This is a genomic window from Limnohabitans sp. Jir61 (assembly GCF_003063545.1).
Taxonomy (GTDB): domain Bacteria; phylum Pseudomonadota; class Gammaproteobacteria; order Burkholderiales; family Burkholderiaceae_C; genus Limnohabitans.
In genome coordinates this window covers 866,305-885,810 of sequence record NZ_NESD01000001.1, presented here as the reverse complement: position 1 = coordinate 885,810, position 19,506 = coordinate 866,305, and the positions used below count along the sequence as shown (strand labels likewise).

18 protein-coding genes are annotated in these 19,506 nt (G+C 54.5%); 4 read left to right on the top strand and 14 right to left on the bottom strand.

Annotated features, from left to right (window positions below; translation table 11 throughout):
* Nucleotide 1: 1 nt before the first annotated feature.
* From B9Z35_RS04400 to B9Z35_RS04385, 4 genes are read right to left on the bottom strand one after another with little or no spacing between them, the layout of a single operon-like run.
* Nucleotides 2-775: an ABC transporter ATP-binding protein gene (locus tag B9Z35_RS04400; protein ID WP_233246464.1), complete on the bottom strand. Its 774-nt coding sequence runs from the start codon at nucleotides 773-775 to the stop codon at nucleotides 2-4.
* On the bottom strand, nucleotides 772-1,755 hold the full coding sequence (locus B9Z35_RS04395; RefSeq protein ID WP_108282413.1) for a branched-chain amino acid ABC transporter permease: 984 nt from the start codon (nucleotides 1,753-1,755) through the stop codon (nucleotides 772-774). Before B9Z35_RS04395 ends, B9Z35_RS04400 begins: the two co-directional genes overlap by 4 nt.
* Complete coding sequence (locus tag B9Z35_RS04390; protein WP_108282412.1) at nucleotides 1,752-2,627, bottom strand: branched-chain amino acid ABC transporter permease; 876 nt, start codon at nucleotides 2,625-2,627, stop codon at nucleotides 1,752-1,754. The genes B9Z35_RS04395 and B9Z35_RS04390 overlap by 4 nt, the downstream gene beginning before the upstream one ends.
* Before the next feature lie 55 nt (nucleotides 2,628-2,682).
* Nucleotides 2,683-3,828, bottom strand: a complete 1,146-nt coding sequence (locus B9Z35_RS04385) for an ABC transporter substrate-binding protein (protein WP_108282411.1) — start codon at nucleotides 3,826-3,828, stop codon at nucleotides 2,683-2,685.
* 235 nt (nucleotides 3,829-4,063) lie between these two features.
* On the opposite strand from B9Z35_RS04385, the gene B9Z35_RS04380 reads away from it, so the two are divergent.
* The gene (locus B9Z35_RS04380; RefSeq protein WP_108282410.1) at nucleotides 4,064-4,816 is read left to right on the top strand and encodes an IclR family transcriptional regulator C-terminal domain-containing protein; all 753 of its coding nucleotides are present in this window, start codon (nucleotides 4,064-4,066) and stop codon (nucleotides 4,814-4,816) included.
* A 210-nt stretch (nucleotides 4,817-5,026) separates the two neighbouring features.
* Here the strand turns inward: B9Z35_RS04380 and B9Z35_RS04375 are convergent, their stop codons facing one another.
* The 3 genes from B9Z35_RS04375 to B9Z35_RS04365 are packed head-to-tail and all read right to left on the bottom strand — an operon-like array spanning nucleotide 5,027 to nucleotide 9,065.
* Nucleotides 5,027-5,836, bottom strand: coding sequence for a sugar phosphate isomerase/epimerase (locus B9Z35_RS04375; RefSeq protein ID WP_108282409.1), 810 nt, complete (start codon nucleotides 5,834-5,836; stop codon nucleotides 5,027-5,029).
* A gap of 19 nt (nucleotides 5,837-5,855) precedes the next feature.
* Entirely contained in the window at nucleotides 5,856-8,246 is a 2,391-nt protein-coding gene (locus B9Z35_RS04370) for an FAD-dependent oxidoreductase (RefSeq protein WP_108282408.1), read from the bottom strand.
* A gap of 3 nt (nucleotides 8,247-8,249) precedes the next feature.
* Entirely contained in the window at nucleotides 8,250-9,065 is an 816-nt protein-coding gene (locus tag B9Z35_RS04365; protein WP_108282407.1) for an IclR family transcriptional regulator, read from the bottom strand.
* A gap of 125 nt (nucleotides 9,066-9,190) precedes the next feature.
* Here B9Z35_RS04365 and B9Z35_RS04360 point away from each other — a divergent pair, with 125 nt between their 5' ends.
* Nucleotides 9,191-9,985, top strand: a complete 795-nt coding sequence (locus B9Z35_RS04360; protein WP_108282406.1) for a shikimate dehydrogenase — start codon at nucleotides 9,191-9,193, stop codon at nucleotides 9,983-9,985.
* Between the two features lie 3 nt (nucleotides 9,986-9,988).
* On the top strand, nucleotides 9,989-11,758 hold the full coding sequence (locus B9Z35_RS04355) for an FAD-dependent oxidoreductase (RefSeq protein WP_108282405.1): 1,770 nt from the start codon (nucleotides 9,989-9,991) through the stop codon (nucleotides 11,756-11,758).
* Here B9Z35_RS04355 and B9Z35_RS04350 read toward each other — a convergent pair.
* Both B9Z35_RS04350 and B9Z35_RS04345 read right to left on the bottom strand, forming a co-directional pair.
* Nucleotides 11,755-12,543: an enoyl-CoA hydratase gene (locus tag B9Z35_RS04350; protein ID WP_108282404.1), complete on the bottom strand. Its 789-nt coding sequence runs from the start codon at nucleotides 12,541-12,543 to the stop codon at nucleotides 11,755-11,757. The two genes, B9Z35_RS04355 and B9Z35_RS04350, sit on opposite strands and share 4 nt — an antisense overlap.
* An 11-nt stretch (nucleotides 12,544-12,554) precedes the next feature.
* The gene (locus B9Z35_RS04345) at nucleotides 12,555-14,195 is read right to left on the bottom strand and encodes an acyl-CoA synthetase (protein WP_108282403.1); all 1,641 of its coding nucleotides are present in this window, start codon (nucleotides 14,193-14,195) and stop codon (nucleotides 12,555-12,557) included.
* Nucleotides 14,196-14,404: 209 nt separating this feature from the next.
* Here B9Z35_RS04345 and B9Z35_RS04340 point away from each other — a divergent pair, with 209 nt between their 5' ends.
* Nucleotides 14,405-14,953 carry a phasin family protein gene (locus B9Z35_RS04340; RefSeq protein ID WP_108282402.1) on the top strand — a complete coding sequence of 183 codons (549 nt, stop codon included), beginning with the start codon at nucleotides 14,405-14,407 and terminating at the stop codon, nucleotides 14,951-14,953.
* A 338-nt stretch (nucleotides 14,954-15,291) separates the two neighbouring features.
* On the opposite strand, the gene B9Z35_RS04330 is transcribed toward B9Z35_RS04340, so the two are convergent.
* From B9Z35_RS04330 to B9Z35_RS04310, 5 genes are read right to left on the bottom strand one after another with little or no spacing between them, the layout of a single operon-like run.
* Nucleotides 15,292-16,248 (bottom strand): Gfo/Idh/MocA family oxidoreductase, encoded by a 957-nt coding sequence (locus B9Z35_RS04330; RefSeq protein ID WP_108282400.1) that lies wholly within the window; start codon nucleotides 16,246-16,248, stop codon nucleotides 15,292-15,294.
* Between the two features lie 12 nt (nucleotides 16,249-16,260).
* Entirely contained in the window at nucleotides 16,261-17,139 is an 879-nt protein-coding gene (locus tag B9Z35_RS04325; RefSeq protein ID WP_108282399.1) for a class III extradiol dioxygenase subunit beta, read from the bottom strand.
* Between the two features lie 2 nt (nucleotides 17,140-17,141).
* The gene (ligA, locus tag B9Z35_RS04320; RefSeq protein WP_108282398.1) at nucleotides 17,142-17,600 is read right to left on the bottom strand and encodes a protocatechuate 4,5-dioxygenase subunit alpha; all 459 of its coding nucleotides are present in this window, start codon (nucleotides 17,598-17,600) and stop codon (nucleotides 17,142-17,144) included.
* A complete protein-coding gene (locus tag B9Z35_RS04315) occupies nucleotides 17,600-18,517 on the bottom strand; it encodes an amidohydrolase family protein (RefSeq protein WP_108282397.1) in 918 nt (305 codons plus the stop codon). The genes ligA and B9Z35_RS04315 overlap by 1 nt, the downstream gene beginning before the upstream one ends.
* 15 nt (nucleotides 18,518-18,532) lie before the next feature.
* A complete protein-coding gene (locus B9Z35_RS04310) occupies nucleotides 18,533-19,492 on the bottom strand; it encodes a tripartite tricarboxylate transporter substrate binding protein (RefSeq protein ID WP_108282396.1) in 960 nt (319 codons plus the stop codon).
* Between the last annotated feature and the right edge of the window lie 14 nt (nucleotides 19,493-19,506).

Genomic DNA, 19,506 nt, shown 5'->3' with positions numbered 1-19,506 from the left:
ATCAGCTTCCCAAGTAAGCGTCGAGCACTTGTTTGTTGGCACGAATTTCTTCGGGTGTGCCAATGGCCATCACCTTGCCTTCGACCATCACCATGATGCGATGGCATAAGTCCATCACAAAGTCCATGTTGTGTTCGATCACCACAAAGCTACTGGCCTTGCCATCTGCTCTTTGGGTTTTGTTCAAATCTTTCAGCAAGGCGCTGATACCCCCAACCAGAGATGGGTTCACACCCGCACAAGGTTCGTCTAGCAACACCAAGTCAGGCTCGCTCATGAAGGCCATCGCAATGTCCACCAGCTTTTGTTGGCCGTAGCTCAACTCGCCTGCTTTTTTGTCTGCTACGTGCTTGATGTGAAATTGGTCAATCAACGCGTCGGCCTTGGCACCCAAATCAGAATCACTCGATGCAAACATGCGGCTGAACATGGTGCCTTGATGCTCTTGTGCAGCCACGATCAAGTTGTCACGCACGGTCATCTTGCCAAACACTTGCAGAGTTTGGAAAGTGCGGCCTACGCCGAGTCGGTTGAGCTGAAGCGGACCCAGTTTGGTCACGTCTTGGCCATTGAGTTCTATCTTGCCGGTGTCAGGTGTGATCTGTCCCAACATGCTGTTGAAAAGGGTTGTTTTGCCTGAACCATTGGGGCCAATGACGCCGAAAATTTCGCCTGGGCGCACCTCGAAAGACACGCCGCCCACCGCTTGAATTGCGCCGTAGGCTTTCTTAAGGTCGGTGACTTTAAGAACGGGTTGGTGGGTAGACATGGTCATGCTTTGACTCCTGATTGACCAACAGCCGCACGTGCAGCAGAAGCTTCACGTGACTGACGCTTGGCACGGATGCGGTCTGGAATGCTCAGCAAACCATCGGGCAGCCAAATCATCAACATCACCACGGCAGTACCGAACACAAACAAATACCAAGCCTGTGCGAAGCGCAGCCACTCCGGCAAGATCACACCCACAGCGGCACCGAGCAAGGGTCCCAAGAAATAACCGGGGCCACCCACCACCACCATGAGGTACATCATGATGGAGGCTTCCACCGTGAATGGTGCAGGGTCAATGAACTGCACCAGCGAACCAAACAATCCACCCGCAACACCGGCATAAGCTGCACCAATCGCAAAGCTCAACAAGGTGTAGCCGCGGATGTCCACACCCAAGCTTTCTGCACGGATGGGGTTGTCACGCAATGCGGTGAAGGCTTTACCCCAGGGTGAATTGAGCAAGCCCCACAAGAGCAAACCCAACACGACTGCAAAAGCCAACACCAAGTAGTAGTAAGCCAAGTTGCCATCAAAGCTGATGCCAAAGGCTTCAGGACGCGCAATGTTGTTGATCCCAAACGTGCCGCCTGTGAGCCACTCTTCGTTGCGCATCACCAACCACACCGCTGTGTTAAAACCCAAGGTGGCAAACGCCAAGTAAATGGTTTGCACACGCAGCGCGGGAAAGCCCAAAGCCAAACCCACCACAAAGCAGCCCAAAGCAGCCAGTGGCATGCCCAACCAAAAGCTGTAACCCGCTTGCATCAGAACAGCGACGGTGTAAGCACCAATGCCAAAGAACGCGGCATGGCCGAGTGACTTTTGACCGGCGTAGCCGATGGTGAGGTTCAAGCCCATGGTGGCGATCACATAAATCAGCCAATAGGTGAACAAATAAATGCCGTGGTTCTTGAGCAGCGTGGGCACAAAAATACAGGCCAGCAACCCCAAGAGGCCAGCAAGGATGGCAAGCTTCTTCATACTTTGCGCTCCACTTTTTTACCGAGCAAGCCTTGTGGCTTGAACAAAATCACCACCATAAAAATGATCAGCGCCACAGCGTCTTTGTACGCGGGCGAAATGTAGGCCGCAGCCAAGTTCTCGCACACACCAACAATCAAGCCACCCAACAAAGCACCGCGTGAGTTGTTGAAGCCCCCGATGATGGCGGCAAAGAAGGCCTTGTTGCCCAAAGAGGCACCCATGTCAAACTTGGCTAAGTAGGTGGGGGTTACCAAAATCGCAGCGGCTGCAGCTAGCAACGCATTGATCGCGAAGGTGTAAAAAATCATGCGTGGTACGTTGATGCCCAACACCGAAGCACTCTCGGTGTTTTGCGCCACCGCTTGCATGGCACGACCGGTGACGGTCTTGACCAAGAAAGCTTGGGTGAGCAACACCAGTGCAATGGCAAACGCAAAGGTGCCAATATCGGTGGCCGAAATGGTCACACCGGCAATGTTGTACACCTCATCAGGAAACAAATTGGGGAAAGGTTGTGGCTCTGCGCTGTAACCCGCGCGCACGACGTTACGCATCGCAATTGACAACCCAATGGTGGCCACCACAATAGGCATCATGCCGAACTTGAAAAGTGGATCAACGACACCACGCTTGAACAACCAGCCCAAGACAATGACCGACAACACACAACTGCCTAAAAAGCTCAAGACCAATGGGAATCCAGCAGCCAAAAAGCCCAGCATCATGAAGGCCGGCAACATCACAAACTCGCCTTGTGCAAAGTTGATGGTGCCTGAAGCTTGCCAAAGCAAGGTAAAACCCAAAGCTGCCAGCGCATAAATGCTGCCGGTGGCAAGGCCACTGAAAAAAAGTTGTAGAAAGTCGGTCATGTCAATTCGCTTAGATGATAAAAAGCACGCCCGAGGGCGTGCCTAAAGCTTGAAATTACTTCTTAGCGTTCAAAGCGGGCAACGTAGCGGTTACCACCTGGCGGCCGTTTTTCACTTCGATCAAATAGCTTTCGCGATCGAGGTCACCGTTGGCATCAAAGCTCACGTCCATGATCACGCCTGGATTTTTCTTGGCACTGATTTGAATGCCATGCAGCGCTTGCGCGACGGCCTTACGGTCGAATTTGCCCACTTTCTCGATGGCAGCTTTGAGTACGTACATACCGGTGTAACCCTTGATGCCGTTGTGATCAGAGATGCTGCCGTAGGCTTGGTAGTACTTGGCCTTGAACTTGAGCATGTTGTCGTTGGGTGCATCCACGGTCAAACCCACGTGCGCAACTGCACCATTGGCAGCATCGCCTGCAAGTTCAATCACTTTTTGACCCACTAAGGTGGTCTCACCAATCACAGGTTTGTTCCAACCTTGTTTTTTCAACTCACGCAACAAGCGTGCGGATTCTTCTTCGTTGGTATAGGCAAAAATCGCATCAGCATTGCTTTGTTTGGCTTTCAACACAGCGGCTGAAAAGTCGACTTGACCCGCGTCTGTTGAAATATCAGCAACAACTTTGGTGGCAGTGCCATCCAACAATTTAGCCAAGGTGTCACGACCGCCTTTGCCAAAGTCGTTGTTCACATAAATCACAGCCAAGGTTTTGGCTTTTGTGTTGATGAATTTGGCGAGCTTAGGAAAAGATACGCTTTGACCAAACGCCGTGCGAAACACATAGGTGTTGCCTTGTGCAGTGATCGAAGCGGCCTCACCGCCCGTGAAGTTAGGCACTTCGCCACGCTTAGATTCAGCCATCGACACCATGATGGAGCCAGAGTAAACAGGGCCAAAAATGGCAAACACGCCATCGTCTACTGCTTTTTGGGTCAAGCCCTTGGCTACGCCTGGGTTGGTTTGTGTGTCCACCGAGTAGTTCTCGATTCTCTTACCCAAGATGCCTCCGTTGTCGTTGATCTCTTTGACCGCCAACTCCACGCCGTTCTTGAATACGGTACCTGCTGTGGTGCCAGGACCAGACAACTCTACGATGTTGGCAATCTTGATGGTTTGCTGTGCGTGTGCCATGCCCGCCAAAGCAAAAATCGCGGCAGCTGCAACAGCTTTCAAGGTGGAACGTTTATTCATGGATGTCTCCTCTGTGTGTTCGAAATTGGGCCTCTGTCTGGCGGCTCGGGGTGATGAAATCAGCGGCGCACCATCTACGAGGTTTGGATGCATGCAATTTAATTGCAAAAGCTTGATCTGTTGAGTCATTTGCACAAAAACGCGCGATTAACGATCTCGATTGTGCGATCATCGAACGCATCACGGGTTTCCCCCTGCACACGTTATGAACACACTTTCGACACATCTCACGGACATGGACAAGAAGGACTGGATCGCAGGTCTGGACAAAGGCCTGGCCATGCTGCAAACCTTTGACGAACACAACCCGCGTTTGACCGCCACCCAAGCTGGTCAACGCTGCGGCCTCACGCGCACGGCTGCACGTCGCTACTTGTTGACGCTTTTGCATTTGGGCTTTGTCGCCACCGACGGAAAGTTGTTTTGGCTCACGCCCAAAGTCATGCGACTCGGCCAGTCGTACTTGGAATCGGCGCGCCTGCCGCGCATCGTGCAACCCTCGTTGCAACGCTTGGCGATGGGCACACAAGAGATTTCGTTTGTCGCTGTGCTCGATGGTTACGACTTGGTCTACATCGCGCGCAACGGCCAAAACCGCAGCATGAACACCAGCTTCGCGCTGGGTGCACGCGTGCCCTGTCACCTCACCAGTGCCGGTGTGTTGCTGCTTGCGCTCTTGGGCGAAGAGGAATCGGATGCGTGGTTGGCCAACCATGAACTCAAGGCCTTCACCTCGCACACCATCACCGACCCTAAGCGCATGCGCGCCGAGTTGGCTGGTATTCGTGCGCAAGACTGGGCTCTGTCCGAACAGCAGCTCGACTTGGCGTACCGCGGTGTGGCCGTGCCCTTGCGCGACCACAAAGGGAATGTACAAGGCGCTTTGACGGTGAGCATGCCCATTCAGCATGAGACCTCCAAGGAGGCAGTCAACCGCGTGTTGCCTGTTTTGCGGGAAGTAGCGCAGAGTTTGCGACCACTGATTTGATGTTGCTTGGTTTGCATTAAGCAAGTTGGACTGCTTACCCAGTGCAACGGCCAAGGTGAGTTGTCTGAGCGCGCAGCAAGCGACATTCTGAGCAAAGCGAAGAGGAGCTGCTGTGCGAACAGGCAGCTCGCCTTGGCCGTTGCGGCAATGTCGCTTGCAGCATGCACAGGCAACCCAACTTGGCGACTGTTGTGAACGTAGCCGGTTGATTTAGGCATCGCCTAAAACTTTTTTTGTTGCGTTGAGACACAGCTCGGCCCATGCTTTGTCACCGATGGGTTTCGAGCGTTCTAGGTTAACAATTTCTACACTCACGGGCAGGTCTTGCGGCAAGGTCTTAAACAAACCTGTCACATCAATGTTGCCTTCGCCGGGCAAGAGGCGTTCTTGGCGTGCGGTGTGAATCAACTCTTCTGTCGTGAAGTTCAAACCTGCTTGTGCATCGCACATCTGCGCGTAGTGCAACAACTCGCGCGGGATGGCAGCGATGTCCTGCAAGGTCGTGGATGATCGACCAAAGTGCAAGGCATCCACCAAGATGCCTGCGTTGCTGGGGCGACCTGCTAGATCAATCACATGCATGGCTGACTTGGCATCTTTGACCGCCGTCCAAGGCATGAATTCCAAATCAGCGGTGAGTCCGAAAGGTCGCATGGCTTCGCACAACTCAGCGTAGTTATCAGCCAAGCGTGATTCATTCGTGTCATCCGCAGCAATCAACACCGCTTTGGCACCCAAGGTTTGGCCAATGTCCATCAACGCGGCATGGTCAGACACTTTGAACTGTTCACCAATTCGAATGATTTCTAAGTCATACACACCTACCCCTGTGTCACGCATCACCGCTTGGGTTTCGCGCAACACAGCAGCATCGCCAATCAAGGTTTGAAAGGGTGCACCGGGGCCATTGGGTTGCACACGCAACCCCACATAGGCATAGCCCAACTCCGCCGCAATGCCAATGGCTTGCGGCACAGTCGACGCATTGGCCGTTAAGTACGCGAGCGAATAGGTACGCATGGTGTGCCGCCTTGAAGAGTTATTTCAATGGCGACACCGCAGTGGGCAACGCGATGGTCGACACCATGTTGGTGGTCAAGTTGGCTGGGCCGCCTTTGGGTGGCCAAATGCCTTGGGCCACTGCATCTGCACGCGCTTTGCTACGTGCATCGATGGTGGGATAGGCCCAGATGTTGGTAAAGCGCAGCGGGCCATCCAAAGCGACCATCGCCACCACGCAAGGTGAAATTTTTTCGCGTGCGGGAATGGCTTGCTCCCACAAATCAATCGTGGGTTGCACACCACCGGGTTTGATGCCGTAGGTGCGAATTTCATACACGGGGCCATTGATGCCGCTCTCGGCGCTGGGGCGCACGGGCTTCATCCAAGGGAAACCTTGGTAGCTGTGTTGTTCCAAACTTTGAAAGATGTCACCACAGCCAAACGGACTGGCGTTGTGCTGCGTGCGGTTGCGCTCTGCTTGCAAGGTGGCTAAGTCGTCAAAGCCGCGCAACACAATCATTTGATTGAGCACACCGATGTCAGTGAACCAGCAGCCCAGCAATTCACCTTGACCTTGCGCAGCAAAGGTTTGCACATTAGCAGCAGCTTGGGCAGCGGTACCGAATGGCAGCGTCATGTTCGCGAGTTCGTAATACATGGGGGTAGTCCTTTTCAAAAATGGATGTTCGGAAGAAGCAAAGTCAGGCGATAAACGTGCGGCATGGTGTGCGGCCAAATAACCAAAGGTCATGGCGGGGCCGAGGGTGATACCGCCGCTCGGGTAGTTGCCACCCATCACACTCGAGAGGTCGTTGCCGCCGGCATACAAACCTTCGATCGCTTGGCCTTGTGCGTTCAGCACTTGCGCGTGTTCGTTGCAACGCAAGCCTGCAAACGTGCCCAAGCTGCCTGCGACGATTCGTACAGCGTAAAACGGGCCCTCTTGAATGGGGGCCATGTTCGGGTTACGGTGTTCCTGGGTGGCGTCACCTTGCACACGGTTGTAGGCGGTTTGGCCTTTGCCAAATTCACCGTCGTAGCCAATGTCGGCTTGGGTGTTGTATCGGGCTACTGTGTTTTGCAAGACCCCTGCATCTATGCCACACACATCCGCCAACTCTGCGAGCGTGTTGCCACGTTTCAAATATCCATTGGCCAACATGCCGTGCATGGGCACAGGTGCAGGCTTGACTGCGCCGAGACCCCAACGACGGATGAAGCGGTGGTCCACCACCAACCAAGCTTGCACGGTCTCACCCACTGGCAAAGCTTCAATCAAACCTTGCATGAAGTCGTGGTACGAGTCGGCTTCGTTGACAAAGCGTTTGCCAAAGCGGGTGACGGCAATGAGGCCGGGCTTGCCACGCTCAATCAAATGTGGAAAGTGTGCGGTGGCGCCATCCGCACGCGGCACCAAAGACACGGGCGCCATGGCTGCTGCGTGCTTCAAATCAGTGGCCACCACTGCACCGACCGATTCACCCAAACGCAAACCATCACCCGTGTTACCACGCGAGGCCGCAGAGAAATGTTGTGTGCCAGTGGGGTCATGCGGCAGAAGTTGACGTTTGCGCTCAGGGTCGTGCGGAAAGCCACCCGTAGCCAACATCACACCGCGCCTAGCGTGAATGGTTTGTTCTTTCCCGTTATGCATCACCACTGCACCACGCACCTTTTGCATAACGCCGTCATCTTCGGTGATCAAACTCACTGCAGGGCAGTTGACACGAATCTCTACGCCCGCATCAAAAGCCGACTTAGCCAAACCCGCGACCAAGGCGTTGCCGTTGACCAACTGCATGCCTCGACCGTGAATCGCCAAGTCCAACAGATGACGCGTGACACGCTTAGCCACATGGAAGAAAGAGCCCCAAGAACGCAAGGCATTGAAGAAGTGACGAATGTCTGCGCCTGATGCGATGCCCATGCCTAAGAACGTGATTTCGTACAAAGGCGTTTTGAGCTCTTTCACATGCTGACCCAGCAAGCGACCATCAAACGGCGCAGCACACACCGAGCGTCCCCCTAGGGCCGCATCTTCTGTTTTGCCGTGGAAATCTGGAATCAGATTGCCATCGATGAACTGCAAGGCCGTGTGCTCTTGAAAGAAACGCACCATGCGTGGGCCATGTGTGAGAAAAGCACGCGCACGTGTTTCGTCAAACTGCTCACCCAACTCATGACGCAAATACGAGAGCGGTTTTTCAATTGGCTCGGTGATGCCCGCTTGAATGGCAAATGGGTTGCGTGGAATCCACATCCACCCCCCCGACCAAGCCGTGGTGCCCCCGTAGTGCGGGTCTTTCTCGACCACGATGACTTTGAGGCCCAAGTGCGCGGCGGTAACGGCAGTGGACAAGGCACCAGCACCCGAGCCCACCACGAGCAAATCGCAATCCCACTGTGTCGTCGTGCGGGGCTGACTCATGACTTAAGCCGCGTAAATGGGTTGCAAACGCACATGACTGGTGCCGCGTGCCAACATGGGTGAAGCACCGCTGGCCGCTGCCAACTGTGCCGCGTACGACAACAAATCTGGGACCAGCGCCAACATACGCTCACGCGTCAAACGGGCCGATGGGCCTGCCACGCTGATGGTACCCATGGGCAGCTGCCCCGCTAAGCCCACGGGTGCTGCGATGGCGTTGAGGCCAGCGGTGTAGGTTTCTTCGGTCAGGCTAAAGCCTTGTTTGCGCGTGTCGTGCAAGACCTTCAGAAAGGCTTTCAAACTCTTGGGCGCGTTGGGGCCGAAATCTTGCGGCAAACCCAAACCTTGTTGCGACACCAAAGCCAAAGCATCGTCATCCTTCATGGTGGATAACCAAGCCAAACCTGACGACGAACAGCTCAAGCGTGCAATGCTGCCCATGTCGGGGTCATAGCGCAGACCTTGGCGTGCACCTTGCGCACGAGCCACCCATGTGAGGCGATCGCCATCGACCACTGACAAACGCACCAGCTCCCCAGTTTGCTCAGCCAAGCGGTCCAGCAACGGCTGAGCAACATCAATGACGCCGGTTTTACTGAGGTAGCTCAAGCCCAAGGACACCAGCTTGGTGGTCAACACATACTCGCCCATGTCACGGGTTTGACGCACATAACCAAAGCGCACCAGGTCGGCCAACAGGCGGTGCGCAGCGCTCTTGGGCATGTTGAGCTTGTCGGCCAACACAGCCAGCTCGACGCCCTGCCCTTGTTCAGACAAAAGCTCCAAGATGCCCAAAGTTCTCTCGAGTACGCCGCTCATGGTGATGTGTGTGAATGCATGTTGCGTGGCACTTTATCATGAAAAATGAATTTGATTCAAAAGTTGAACGTCATTCCATTTTTGTATAAACTGCGCTGTATTCATCCACTCAACGCTTAACTCTCATGCTTGAAAATTTCAGTGGTGCTACTCGTGTTCACGTCATTGTGGGCGATCCCATTGCCCAAGTGAAGTCACCTTTTGGCGTGACTCAAGCTTTTGAATCACATGGCCGCGACGCCATCTGTGTGCCCGCGCACGTAGCCCCGACTGACTTGACCGACTGGTGGGCAGGCACCAAACGCGCCAAGAATATTGATGGCCTCATCGTCACTGTGCCGCACAAATTTGCGTGCACTGAATTTTGCGACACCTTGTCAGAGCGCGCCGAATTTTTAGGTACGGTCAACACCGTGCGTCGCAATGCGCAAGGCAAATGGCATGGCGACATGTTTGACGGTTTGGGTTATGTGCGCGCCATGGAGAAGAACGGGTGCGACCTTAAAAACAAACGCGCACTGCTGGTGGGTGCAGGCGGTGCAGGCTCAGCCATTGCACACGGCTTGGTGTTGGCAGGCGTGAGCGAGTTGGGCATTCACGACCCCGATGAGCAACGACGCCAATCACTGATCGGCCGCCTCAACAGCTTGAAGTTGGGCAAAGTCACACAGGGTAGCTCTGACCCTACTGGTTTTGATGTAGCCATCAACGCTACCCCCATTGGCATGAAAGAAACCGACCCTACACCTATTGATACCACCCAAATTCACAGCGACATGTTTGTGGGTTGCGTCATTACCGCACCAGCTATCACCCCACTCATTGCAACAGCACGCGCCAAAGGCTGCAAAACCGTGACAGGTGCAGACATGTTCGCGCAGGTGCGCGAGTTGATGGTCCAATTCTTATTGGAGGTTTGAGCCATGAGCAACGCCCTGCACCCTATCTCCCATCGCATCAGCACCGACCTGTCGCAACTGCAAGACCACGACACAGTGGATTTGGTGGTCATTGGTTCTGGCGGAGCAGGATTCTCAACAGCACTCAATGCCGCGATAGATGGCGCACGTGTGTTGCTGGTTGAACGCATGTCTCAAGTAGGCGGCACCACTGCATGGTCAGCAGCCACCACCTGGGTGCCTGGCACCAAGCGCGGCTTGGAAGTCAACCCCGACGACACGCCTGAGCGGGTCGCGACGTTTTTGAACCTCGCCGTAGGCGAACGCTCGGATGCCAAGTTGCGACAAGCCTTCATTGATAACGGCCCACATGCGATCGCCAAGCTTGAAGCCCACAGTGCACTGCAATTCCAAGTACGTATGCTGCACCCAGACTACTTGTCCGAGCTTGAAGGCTCAGTACTACGCGGCCGTGCGATTGAGCCGCAGCCCTTCGATGGCAAGCTGCTGGGACCCAACCTCCCCTTGGTGCGTGACCCCATACCCGAGTTCACCGTGCTCGGGGGCATGATGGTGGACCGCGATGACATCTTCCACTTGCTGCGTTTGACGCAAACGTGGAAATCATTCAGCTACAGCGTGCGCATCATCGTGCGCCACTTCCTCGACAAACTGCTGCACCCGCGCAGCACGCGCTTGGTTATGGGCAACGCCTTGATTGCACGCATGCTCTACAGCTACATCCAACGCCAAGGACTGTTGGTGACCAACACCGAGGTCACACAACTGCTGCAAGAAGGCAACTCCATTGAAGGTGTAGCACTGCAACAAACCTTGCCTGATGGCAGTGTGGTCAAACGCATGGTGCATAGCAAAGGTGGCGTGGTCATGGCCAGTGGTGGGTTCAACCGCCACGCAACACGTCGCGCAGACCTATTGCACGGCGCCAAAGAAGCATGGTGCCCCGCCGCACCCGGTCATACCGGCAAAGCGCAAGAGTTGGCTTTGCAAGCTGGCGGCCAACTGGGCAAAGGTGGTTTGAGTCACGCGTTTTGGGCCCCTGTGTCGACCCGCCAACGTGCCGATGGCAGCACCGCCGTGTTTCCACACTTTGTGATGGACCGCGGCAAGCCCGGAATGCTCACCGTGGACAGTCAAGGCCAACGCTACTTGAACGAATCAACCTCGTACCACTTGTTTGGTATTGCCATGCAAGCTCACCATGCCACCACACCCAGCGTGCCTTCATGGTTGGTGTGCGATGCGGGCGCATTGAAACGCTATGGCATTGGCATGATTCGCCCAGGTGGCAAAGGCTTAGAACCTTTCTTGGCAGATGGCTATTTGAAACAAGGCCACACCTTGGAAGACTTGGCACAACAACTGAACATACCTAAAGAAAAACTCAAAGCCACCGTCGAACGCTTCAACACCTTCGCCGACAACGGTGTGGACGAAGACTTCCAACGCGGCACCACCGACTACCAACGCGCCAACGGCGACGCTACGTGGCATGGCCCCAACCCATGCTTGGGTGCGTTGCGTGAAGGGCCGTTTTACGCGGTTGCACTCTACCCAGGCGACATTGGGGCGGCCACAGGCTTGATCACCAATGGCGATGCGTGCGTGCTCAACGCGCAAGGCTCGGCGATTGTGGGGTTGTACGCGGTGGGCAATGATATGCACTCGATCATGGGCGGCGTGTACCCCGCACCGGGCATCACCATTGGCCCAGGCGTGACCTTTGGTTACTTAGCGGCTAAGCATGCGGTCGCCAGAGCGCGCGGCGCTTAAGGCTTCCAAGCAGGCTTTCGTTTGTCAATGAAAGCCTGTACACCCTCGAGTGCAGAGTCGTCCATCATGTTGCATGCCATCGCATTTTCAGCATTCAAATAGGCAGCTTCGATGGGCTGCTCCAGTTGTTCGTAAAACAACTTCTTGCCGATCGCAATGGCCTTTCGTGGCTTGGCCAAAATGCTGCTGACATACACCGATTGCATGGCCTCTAGCTCAGCCGAAGGCACCACCGAATTCACCAACCCTTTGACCAAGGCTTGCTCGGCTGAAATAAAGTCACCCGTCACCAACATCTCAAAAGCCGCTTTGCGACTTAAGTTGCGCGAGAGCGCCACACTGGGCGTGGCGCAAAACAAGCCAAGGTTCACGCCACTCACCGCAAACTTTGAAGTTTGCGAGGCGACGGCTAAATCACACATCGCCACCAACTGACAACCTGCAGCGGTGGCAATGCCATCTACCACCGCCATCACAGGCACTGGCAAACGTTGCACGCTCATCATCATGCGACTGCACTGATGAAATAAGGTTTTGTAATAGTCCAGTGAAGGACTGGCACGCATTTCACGAAGATCATGTCCTGCGCAAAACGCTCGCCCTTTGGCTGAGATCACCACCACGCGCGCTTGCTCATCTTTTGCAATGGCATCCAGCGCCACTTGCAGCTGATGCATGGCCTCACTCGACAAAACGTTAAAAGCGTCGGGTTGATTCAAGCAAATCTGATGCACGCCGCATGCATCACTGCTGTGCAACACAAGATCAACATGAGGTTCACGCATGGTGGAGCTCCTTAAGCAGCCTTGTTGGCCCGCTCGCGCAGTTGGAATTTTTGAATCTTGCCCGTTGATGTTTTGGGAATCGGTTCAAAGCGAATTTCTTTGGGCGTTTTGTAGCTGGCCAACAAAGACTTGCAATGCGCAATCAATTCTTGCGCCGTAGTTTGACTCTCGGGTTTGAGCTCCACATAGGCCAGCGGTGTTTCACCCCATTTGTCGTCTTGCTTCGCCACCACCGCGCAAGCCACCACCGATGGATGGCGGTATAGCGCATCTTCCACCTCAATTGAGCTGATGTTTTCGCCGCCCGAGATGATGACGTCTTTGCTGCGGTCTTTGATCTTCACATAGCGATCTGATTCGAGCACGGCTAAATCGCCCGTATGGAACCAGCCGCCTTTGAAGGCTTCCGCCGTGGCCGTTGGGTTTTTCAAATAGCCCTTCATCACCACATTGCCACGGAACATGATTTCACCCATGGTTTCGCCATCGGCGGGAAGTTGCGCCAAGGTGCTGGGGTCTTTCAAGGTCATACCCTCTTGCATCGGATAGCGTACGCCTTGACGACCATTGAGGCGCGTTTGCTCTGACAAACTCTCGTCCGCCCATGAGCTGCGCTTGACAGCCACAGACGCAGGGCCATACACCTCGGTTAAGCCATACACATGGGTGATGTCAAACCCAAGCTTGGCCATACCCTCAATCATGGAGGCAGGTGGCGCTGCCCCCGCCACCATACCTTTGACGGGATGTTTGATGTGACTGCGCATCTCTTCAGGGGCAGCAATCAACAAGTTGTGCACGATGGGTGCAGCACAGTAATGGTCGGCTTTATGGTCACTGATGGCTTGCAAAATGTGCGGCACATCCACGCGACGCAAACAAATATGCACACCACCCAGCATGGCAACGGTCCACGGAAAACACCAGCCATTGCAGTGGAACATGGGCAACGTCCACAGGTAGCGCGGGAAGTTGGGCATGCTCCAAGTCACCGCATTGCTCACCGAATTGAGGTAAGCGCCTCGATGGTGCGTCACCACGCCTTTGGGGTCGCCCGTGGTGCCAGAGGTGTAGCTCACAGCAATGGCATCCCACTCATCGGCCGGACCTTTGAGCTCGGCCACAGGCTCGTGCTGCGCCAGCCATGCTTCATATTCGTGTTGGCCTAAGCGCTCACCCACACCTTCGTACTCGGAATCACACACATCAATGACCAAAATCTCACGATGAAACTCGGTGCGCAGCATGTGTAGCGCCTTGGCCATCGTCGGCGAAAACTCACTGTCCGTGATCAGCACACTGGCTTCGCAATGGTTCATCTGCCACGCCAGCAAATGGGCGTCTAAACGTGTGTTGAGGGTATTGAGCACCGCATTCAAGGCGGGCACGGCGTAATGCGCCTCCACCATCTCGGGTGTGTTAGAGAGCATCACACTCACGGTCGAACCACGTTGCACACCGGCGGCTTGTAAGGCGCCAGCCAAACGGGCCGAACGCTCACGCAGCTGCGCCCAGCTGTACTGGCGGCGGCCGTGGATGACGGCTGGCAAATCAGCAAAGACATCGGCACTGCGCTCAACAAAGCTGACCGGCGACAACGCCACAAAGTTAGCTGAATTTTTTTCAAGATGCTGGTCAAAGATTTGGCTCATCACCCTCTCCTCATTAGTGTTATGGCGCGAATAGGTCAACTCAAGTTTAGCGATGGCACGTATTGACTGGCTGACAGCCACATCAGGTATACAAACCTGACGCATTCTTACAGGTAGAGCGCCCGCTCTAAAGCGCATGCGTGACCTTGATTTGTCACATTGCATCGATACCATTCGTTTATCAAATTTAACCATCGAAAGGAAAGACCATGCAAAACCAATTCAAACCCCAAGCCGACGCCGCATTGCAAGCTGCCTTCGACCTGGCCAACCTGTCGTTCTCTCAAGTCGAGCGCTTCACTGAACTCAACTTGGAACAAGTCAAAGTCAACGCCGAATTGGCCCAAGAGCAACTCAGCTCGGTGCTGGACGTCAAAGACCCAGCCGCTGCGATTGAGTTGTTGAAGTCTCAACTCGAAACCTCTGCCAAGAGCTTGGCTGGCTTTGCTGCCACCGCCTACGAATTGACTCAAGAATTCCAAGCTGAAACCGCCGCATTTGCCGAAGGTCACTTCGACCAAGCCCATGCAGCCGCCAACAAAGCATTCAACGAAGGTCTGAAAAAAGCCCCTGAAGGCTCCGAAGCTGCTGTCACAGCCGTCAAAGCCGCTGTGGAAGCTGGCAACAAAGCCATCGCCGAAGCCCGCAAGAATGCCAAAAAATCGGCTGAGTTAGCTCAAGAAGGCTTAGCCAAACTGAAAGAGCATGCACCAAAAGCTGCGGCTAAAGCCCCTGTGCGCCGCAAAGCTCGCGCTTAATTGCCAGCCGCGTAAAAAAGGCACCTTAGGGTGCCTTTTTTATTTCTGTCCATAGAATGCAGGGTATGGACATCCTCCAGCCCTTCAAAGACACCAACCCCATGTGTCGAACCTGCGCTTATGTGATGCCGTCAGAATCGGCAAGCACAGGATGGCGATGTGGGCGTCAATACTTCTTAGCCACCTCTATCCTGCGCAAGTTTCAACGGATGGACAACTACCCTGTGGTCAAAGAACACAATGCGTGCGAGGCTTGGCTGCATCACCAAAATGCCCCGACTTTGGAGTGACATAAAAAAAGGAGCCTAACGGCTCCTTTTTCATTTCTGGCTTGTTGCTTAGGCTGTTAGTTGTTGCTCAAGGTCATGCAAGACCTTATAGCAAGGCAGCACTTGAGCCACGCTCGAATTCGGCTCGCGTCCTTCTTTGATGGCAGCAAAGAACTCACGGTCTTGCAGCTCGATACCATTCATGGACACCGCCACTTTCGACACATCGATTTGCTCTTCTTTGCCGGTGTACAAATCGTCGTAACGCGCCAAGTATGTACCGGTGTCACCGATGTAGCGGAAGTAAGTACCCAAGGGGCCGTCGTTGTTGAACGACAAGCTCAAAGTGCAAATCGCGCCGTTAGCGGCTTGCAACTGAATGCTCATGTCCATCGCGATGCCCAGTGTGGGGTGGATGGGGCCTTGCACGGCATTGGCTTTGACGATGGGGCTGCCTGCTTGGTAAGCAAACAAGTCCACGGTGTGCGCAGCGTGATGCCACAGCAAGTGGTCAGTCCAGCTACGCGGCTGGCCCAAGGCGTTCATATTGGTGCGGCGGAAGAAGTAGGTTTGCACATCCATTTGTTGGATATTGAATTCACCTGCTTTGATTTTGTTGTGCACCCATTGGTGGCTGGGGTTGAAGCGACGGGTGTGACCGCACATCGCCACCAAGCCTTTTTCTTTGGCCACTTGCACGACTTCGTCTGCATCTTTCCAGCTATCAGCCAAGGGGATTTCCACTTGCACGTGCTTGCCAGCTTTCAAGCAAGCCAAGCTTTGTGCAGCATGCATTTGTGTGGGCGTACACAAAATGACGGCATCCACTTCAGGCAAGGCCAAGCTATCAGCCAAGTCAGTGGTGACGTGTTGGATGCCGTATTTGCCAGCGACTTCTTTGGTTTTTTCAAGATCACGGCTGATCAACGAGACGACTTCGACGCCGTCGATGTTTTTAATGCCGTCCAAATGTTTGATGCCGAAGGCACCTGCGCCAGCTAAGGCGACTTTGATGGTTTTGCTCATGCTGTTTTCCTCTTAATTGTTCTCAAGAATGGCGTGGCCTACAGCGGTGTTCGATGCAGGCACATGGTAAAAGCGGTGGGCCAGCTTAGGCGCTGGGCCAACCACTTTGCCGTTTTGGATGTCAGACATCGCACCGCGTGCGATGAGCCACATCACCAACTCAATGCCTTCGCTGCCCGCTTCGCGCACGTAGTCGATGTGCGGCACAGCAGCGCAAGCGACAGGGTCGTTGATCATCAGGTCGAGCCAATTGTTGTCCCACTCGCGGTTGATCAGGCCCGCACGCGCGCCTTGCAACTGATGGCTCATGCCACCCGTGCCCCAAATGTGCACATTGATGTCTTCGTCATAGCTCTCAATCGCTTTGCGAATCGCTTGGCCAAGGTTGAAACAACGCTGACCGCTCGGCACGGGATACTGCACCACATTCACCGCAAACGGGATGATGGGGCAAGGCCAAGCGCCTTTGACTGGGTCTTGCTCTCCGCACATCAATGACAGTGGCACGGTCAAGCCGTGGTCCACATCCATCTTGTTGACGATGGTCAAGTCAAAGTCTTGTTGAATGACCGACTGTGCAATGTGCGAGGCCAACTCAGGGTGGCCTTTCACTTTAGGCACAGGACGTGCACCATAGCCTTCATCAGCAGGTGTGTATTCAGCCGCTGTGCCAATGGCAAACGTGGGAATCATGTCTAAGCTAAACGCAGTCGCGTGGTCGTTGTAGACCAAGAAGATCACGTCTGGCTTGTTGTCTTTCATCCATTGCTTGGAGAAGTCATAGCCGGCGAAAACTGGTTTCCAGTAGTCTTCGTGTGTCTTGCCGAGGTCCAGTGCAGCGCCGATGGCGGGCACATGGGATGTGTAAACGGATGCGGTAATTTTTGCCATGGTTATGCTTTCTTTCCTGCTGCGCGGGACTGTTGACCGGCTGCGCCTTGGGGTTGGTTCTGCGCTTGGGCATCACCGTTTTCGCCAATCACGCGGTTGCCTTCTGCCGAGCGACCGCCCTTCAACATCATGTTGCGGTATTCCTCTTCGGTCATGCCCGTCATCGAGCCTGCCATTTGCTGAAAGCTCAAGCCATCAGTCGCGCCGATTTTGGCGAGGAAGTAAATATTGCCGCCGGTGCGCATACACCAGTTCAAATCGCGGGCCAGCACGGCCTGTTTTTGTTCTTCGGTCATAGACCATTCGTCAAGGTAGGCGCGTTCGTTGGCTTTGAAACGCGTGCGGTTCTCAGCCTTCATCAGCGACATGCAAAACTGGTTGAGCCAGTAGCCTTTGCGCGATTGCTCGGCATCAAAAATGATGGTGCCTGGAACGTCTGTGTAGGGTTTGTCGAGTGCCATTAAAAAGTCTCCTCAGGCCAATACAGGCGCATTGGGTTATCAACCAACAACTTGCGTTGCTTTTCTTCCGTGGTCGCGATGTGCGGGATGAAGTCCACCAACAAGCCGTCATCGGGCATGTGGTCTTTGAGGTTGGGATGCGGCCAATCGGTGCCCCAAATCACGCGGTCTGGGAACTCATCCACGATGCGCTTGGCAAATGGAATCACATCCTTGTAGGCGTTTTGCTCACCATTCAAAGCCTTAGGGCCTGCCACTGACAAACGCTCAGGGCATGTGACTTTGCTCCACACGTTTTTATGTTCACGCATGAACTTCACAAACAACTCAAACTCAGGGCCATCCACAGGTTTGGTTACATCGGGGCGACCCATGTGGTCCACCACAATGTTGGTAGGCAGTGCAGTGAAGAAGTCCCACAACTCGGGCAAGTCCACCGCTTCAAAGTAAATCACCACATGCCAACCGTACATCTGAACGCGTTTGGCAATCTCAAGCAGTTCGTCTTTGGGTGTGAAGTCCACCAAACGCTTCACAAAGTTAAAGCGCACGCCGCGCACGCCTGCGTCGTGCATGGCTTGCAACTCATCTTCGGTCACGCTGCGCTTGACGGTGGCCACGCCACGCGCTTTGCCGCCTGAGCTGACCAAGGCATCGACCATGGCGCGGTTGTCTGCACCGTGGCAAGTGGCTTGCACCACCACGTTGCGGGCAAAACCTAGGTGGTCGCGCAAGGCATACAGTTGCGCCTTCGATGCATCGCACGGTGTGTACTTGCGCTCAGGTGCATATGGGAACTCGTTGCCAGGTCCAAAGACATGGCAGTGGGCATCTACCGCACCTGCGGGTAATTTAAATGTGGGTTTGGCGGGACCGTTATACCAATCAAGCCAGCCTGGGGTTTTTTCAAATTCCATTGTTTTCCTCTTGTCTTAATCAGGTTGAATGTTGGCTTCGCGCACCAGCTTGGCGTAACGCTGGCGTTCGGATCGAATGAGTTGGGTGAACATCTCTGCACTGCCTGGCACTACCTCGCCGCCCACCGCGTTCATGCGCTCGCGCACGTCTTTGGTTTGCAAAGCTTTTTGCACTTCATCATGCAGCCTGTTCACAATCGGTTTGGGCGTAGCAGCAGGGGCAACCAATCCGTACCACACCGAAGCTTCAAAGCCGGCAAAGCCAGATTCAGCAATGGTTGGCACATCCGGAAAAATAGCACTACGGTTGGGGCTGAGAACAGCCAGCACTTTGAGCTTTCCGCTTTTGACGTGTGGCAAGACTTCAAGTGCGTTCACTGCCACCAAAGGCAGCTGACCACCGATCACATCGGTGATGGCCGGAGAACCGCCGCGGTAGGGAATGTGTTGCAAGTCAATACCTGCTGCGCGTGCAAACAGCTCAATGGCCATGTGGGGTGTCGAGCCATTGCCGGGTGAACCAAACGCGATGCTGTTGGGCTTACCTTTGGCTGCGTCAATCAGTTGCTTCACGTTGGTAAATGGTGCATTGGGATTGGCGGCAATCACCACTGGCACACGGCCAATGAGCGATACCGCCACCAAGTCGCGCTCTGTATCAAACGGTGCAGGTTGATACAGCGACATGTTGGCGGCCAAGGCATTGGCCGCCATCATCAAGGTGTAGCCATCGGGCTCGGCCGTGACCACCGACTTGACAGCGATGTTGGTGCCTGCGCCAGGTTTGTTTTCCACCACCACAGGTTGACCCATGCTGGTAGAGAGGCTTTGACCAATGGTGCGCGCTACCACATCCACCGCCCCGCCTGCGGCATAACCGATTACCACCTTGATGGGTTTACTTGGATAGTTTTGTGCGAACGACAACGTCGCCACACAAGACATCCACAAAATCAGAATTACGCGTTTCAACATGGGGGACTCCTCGT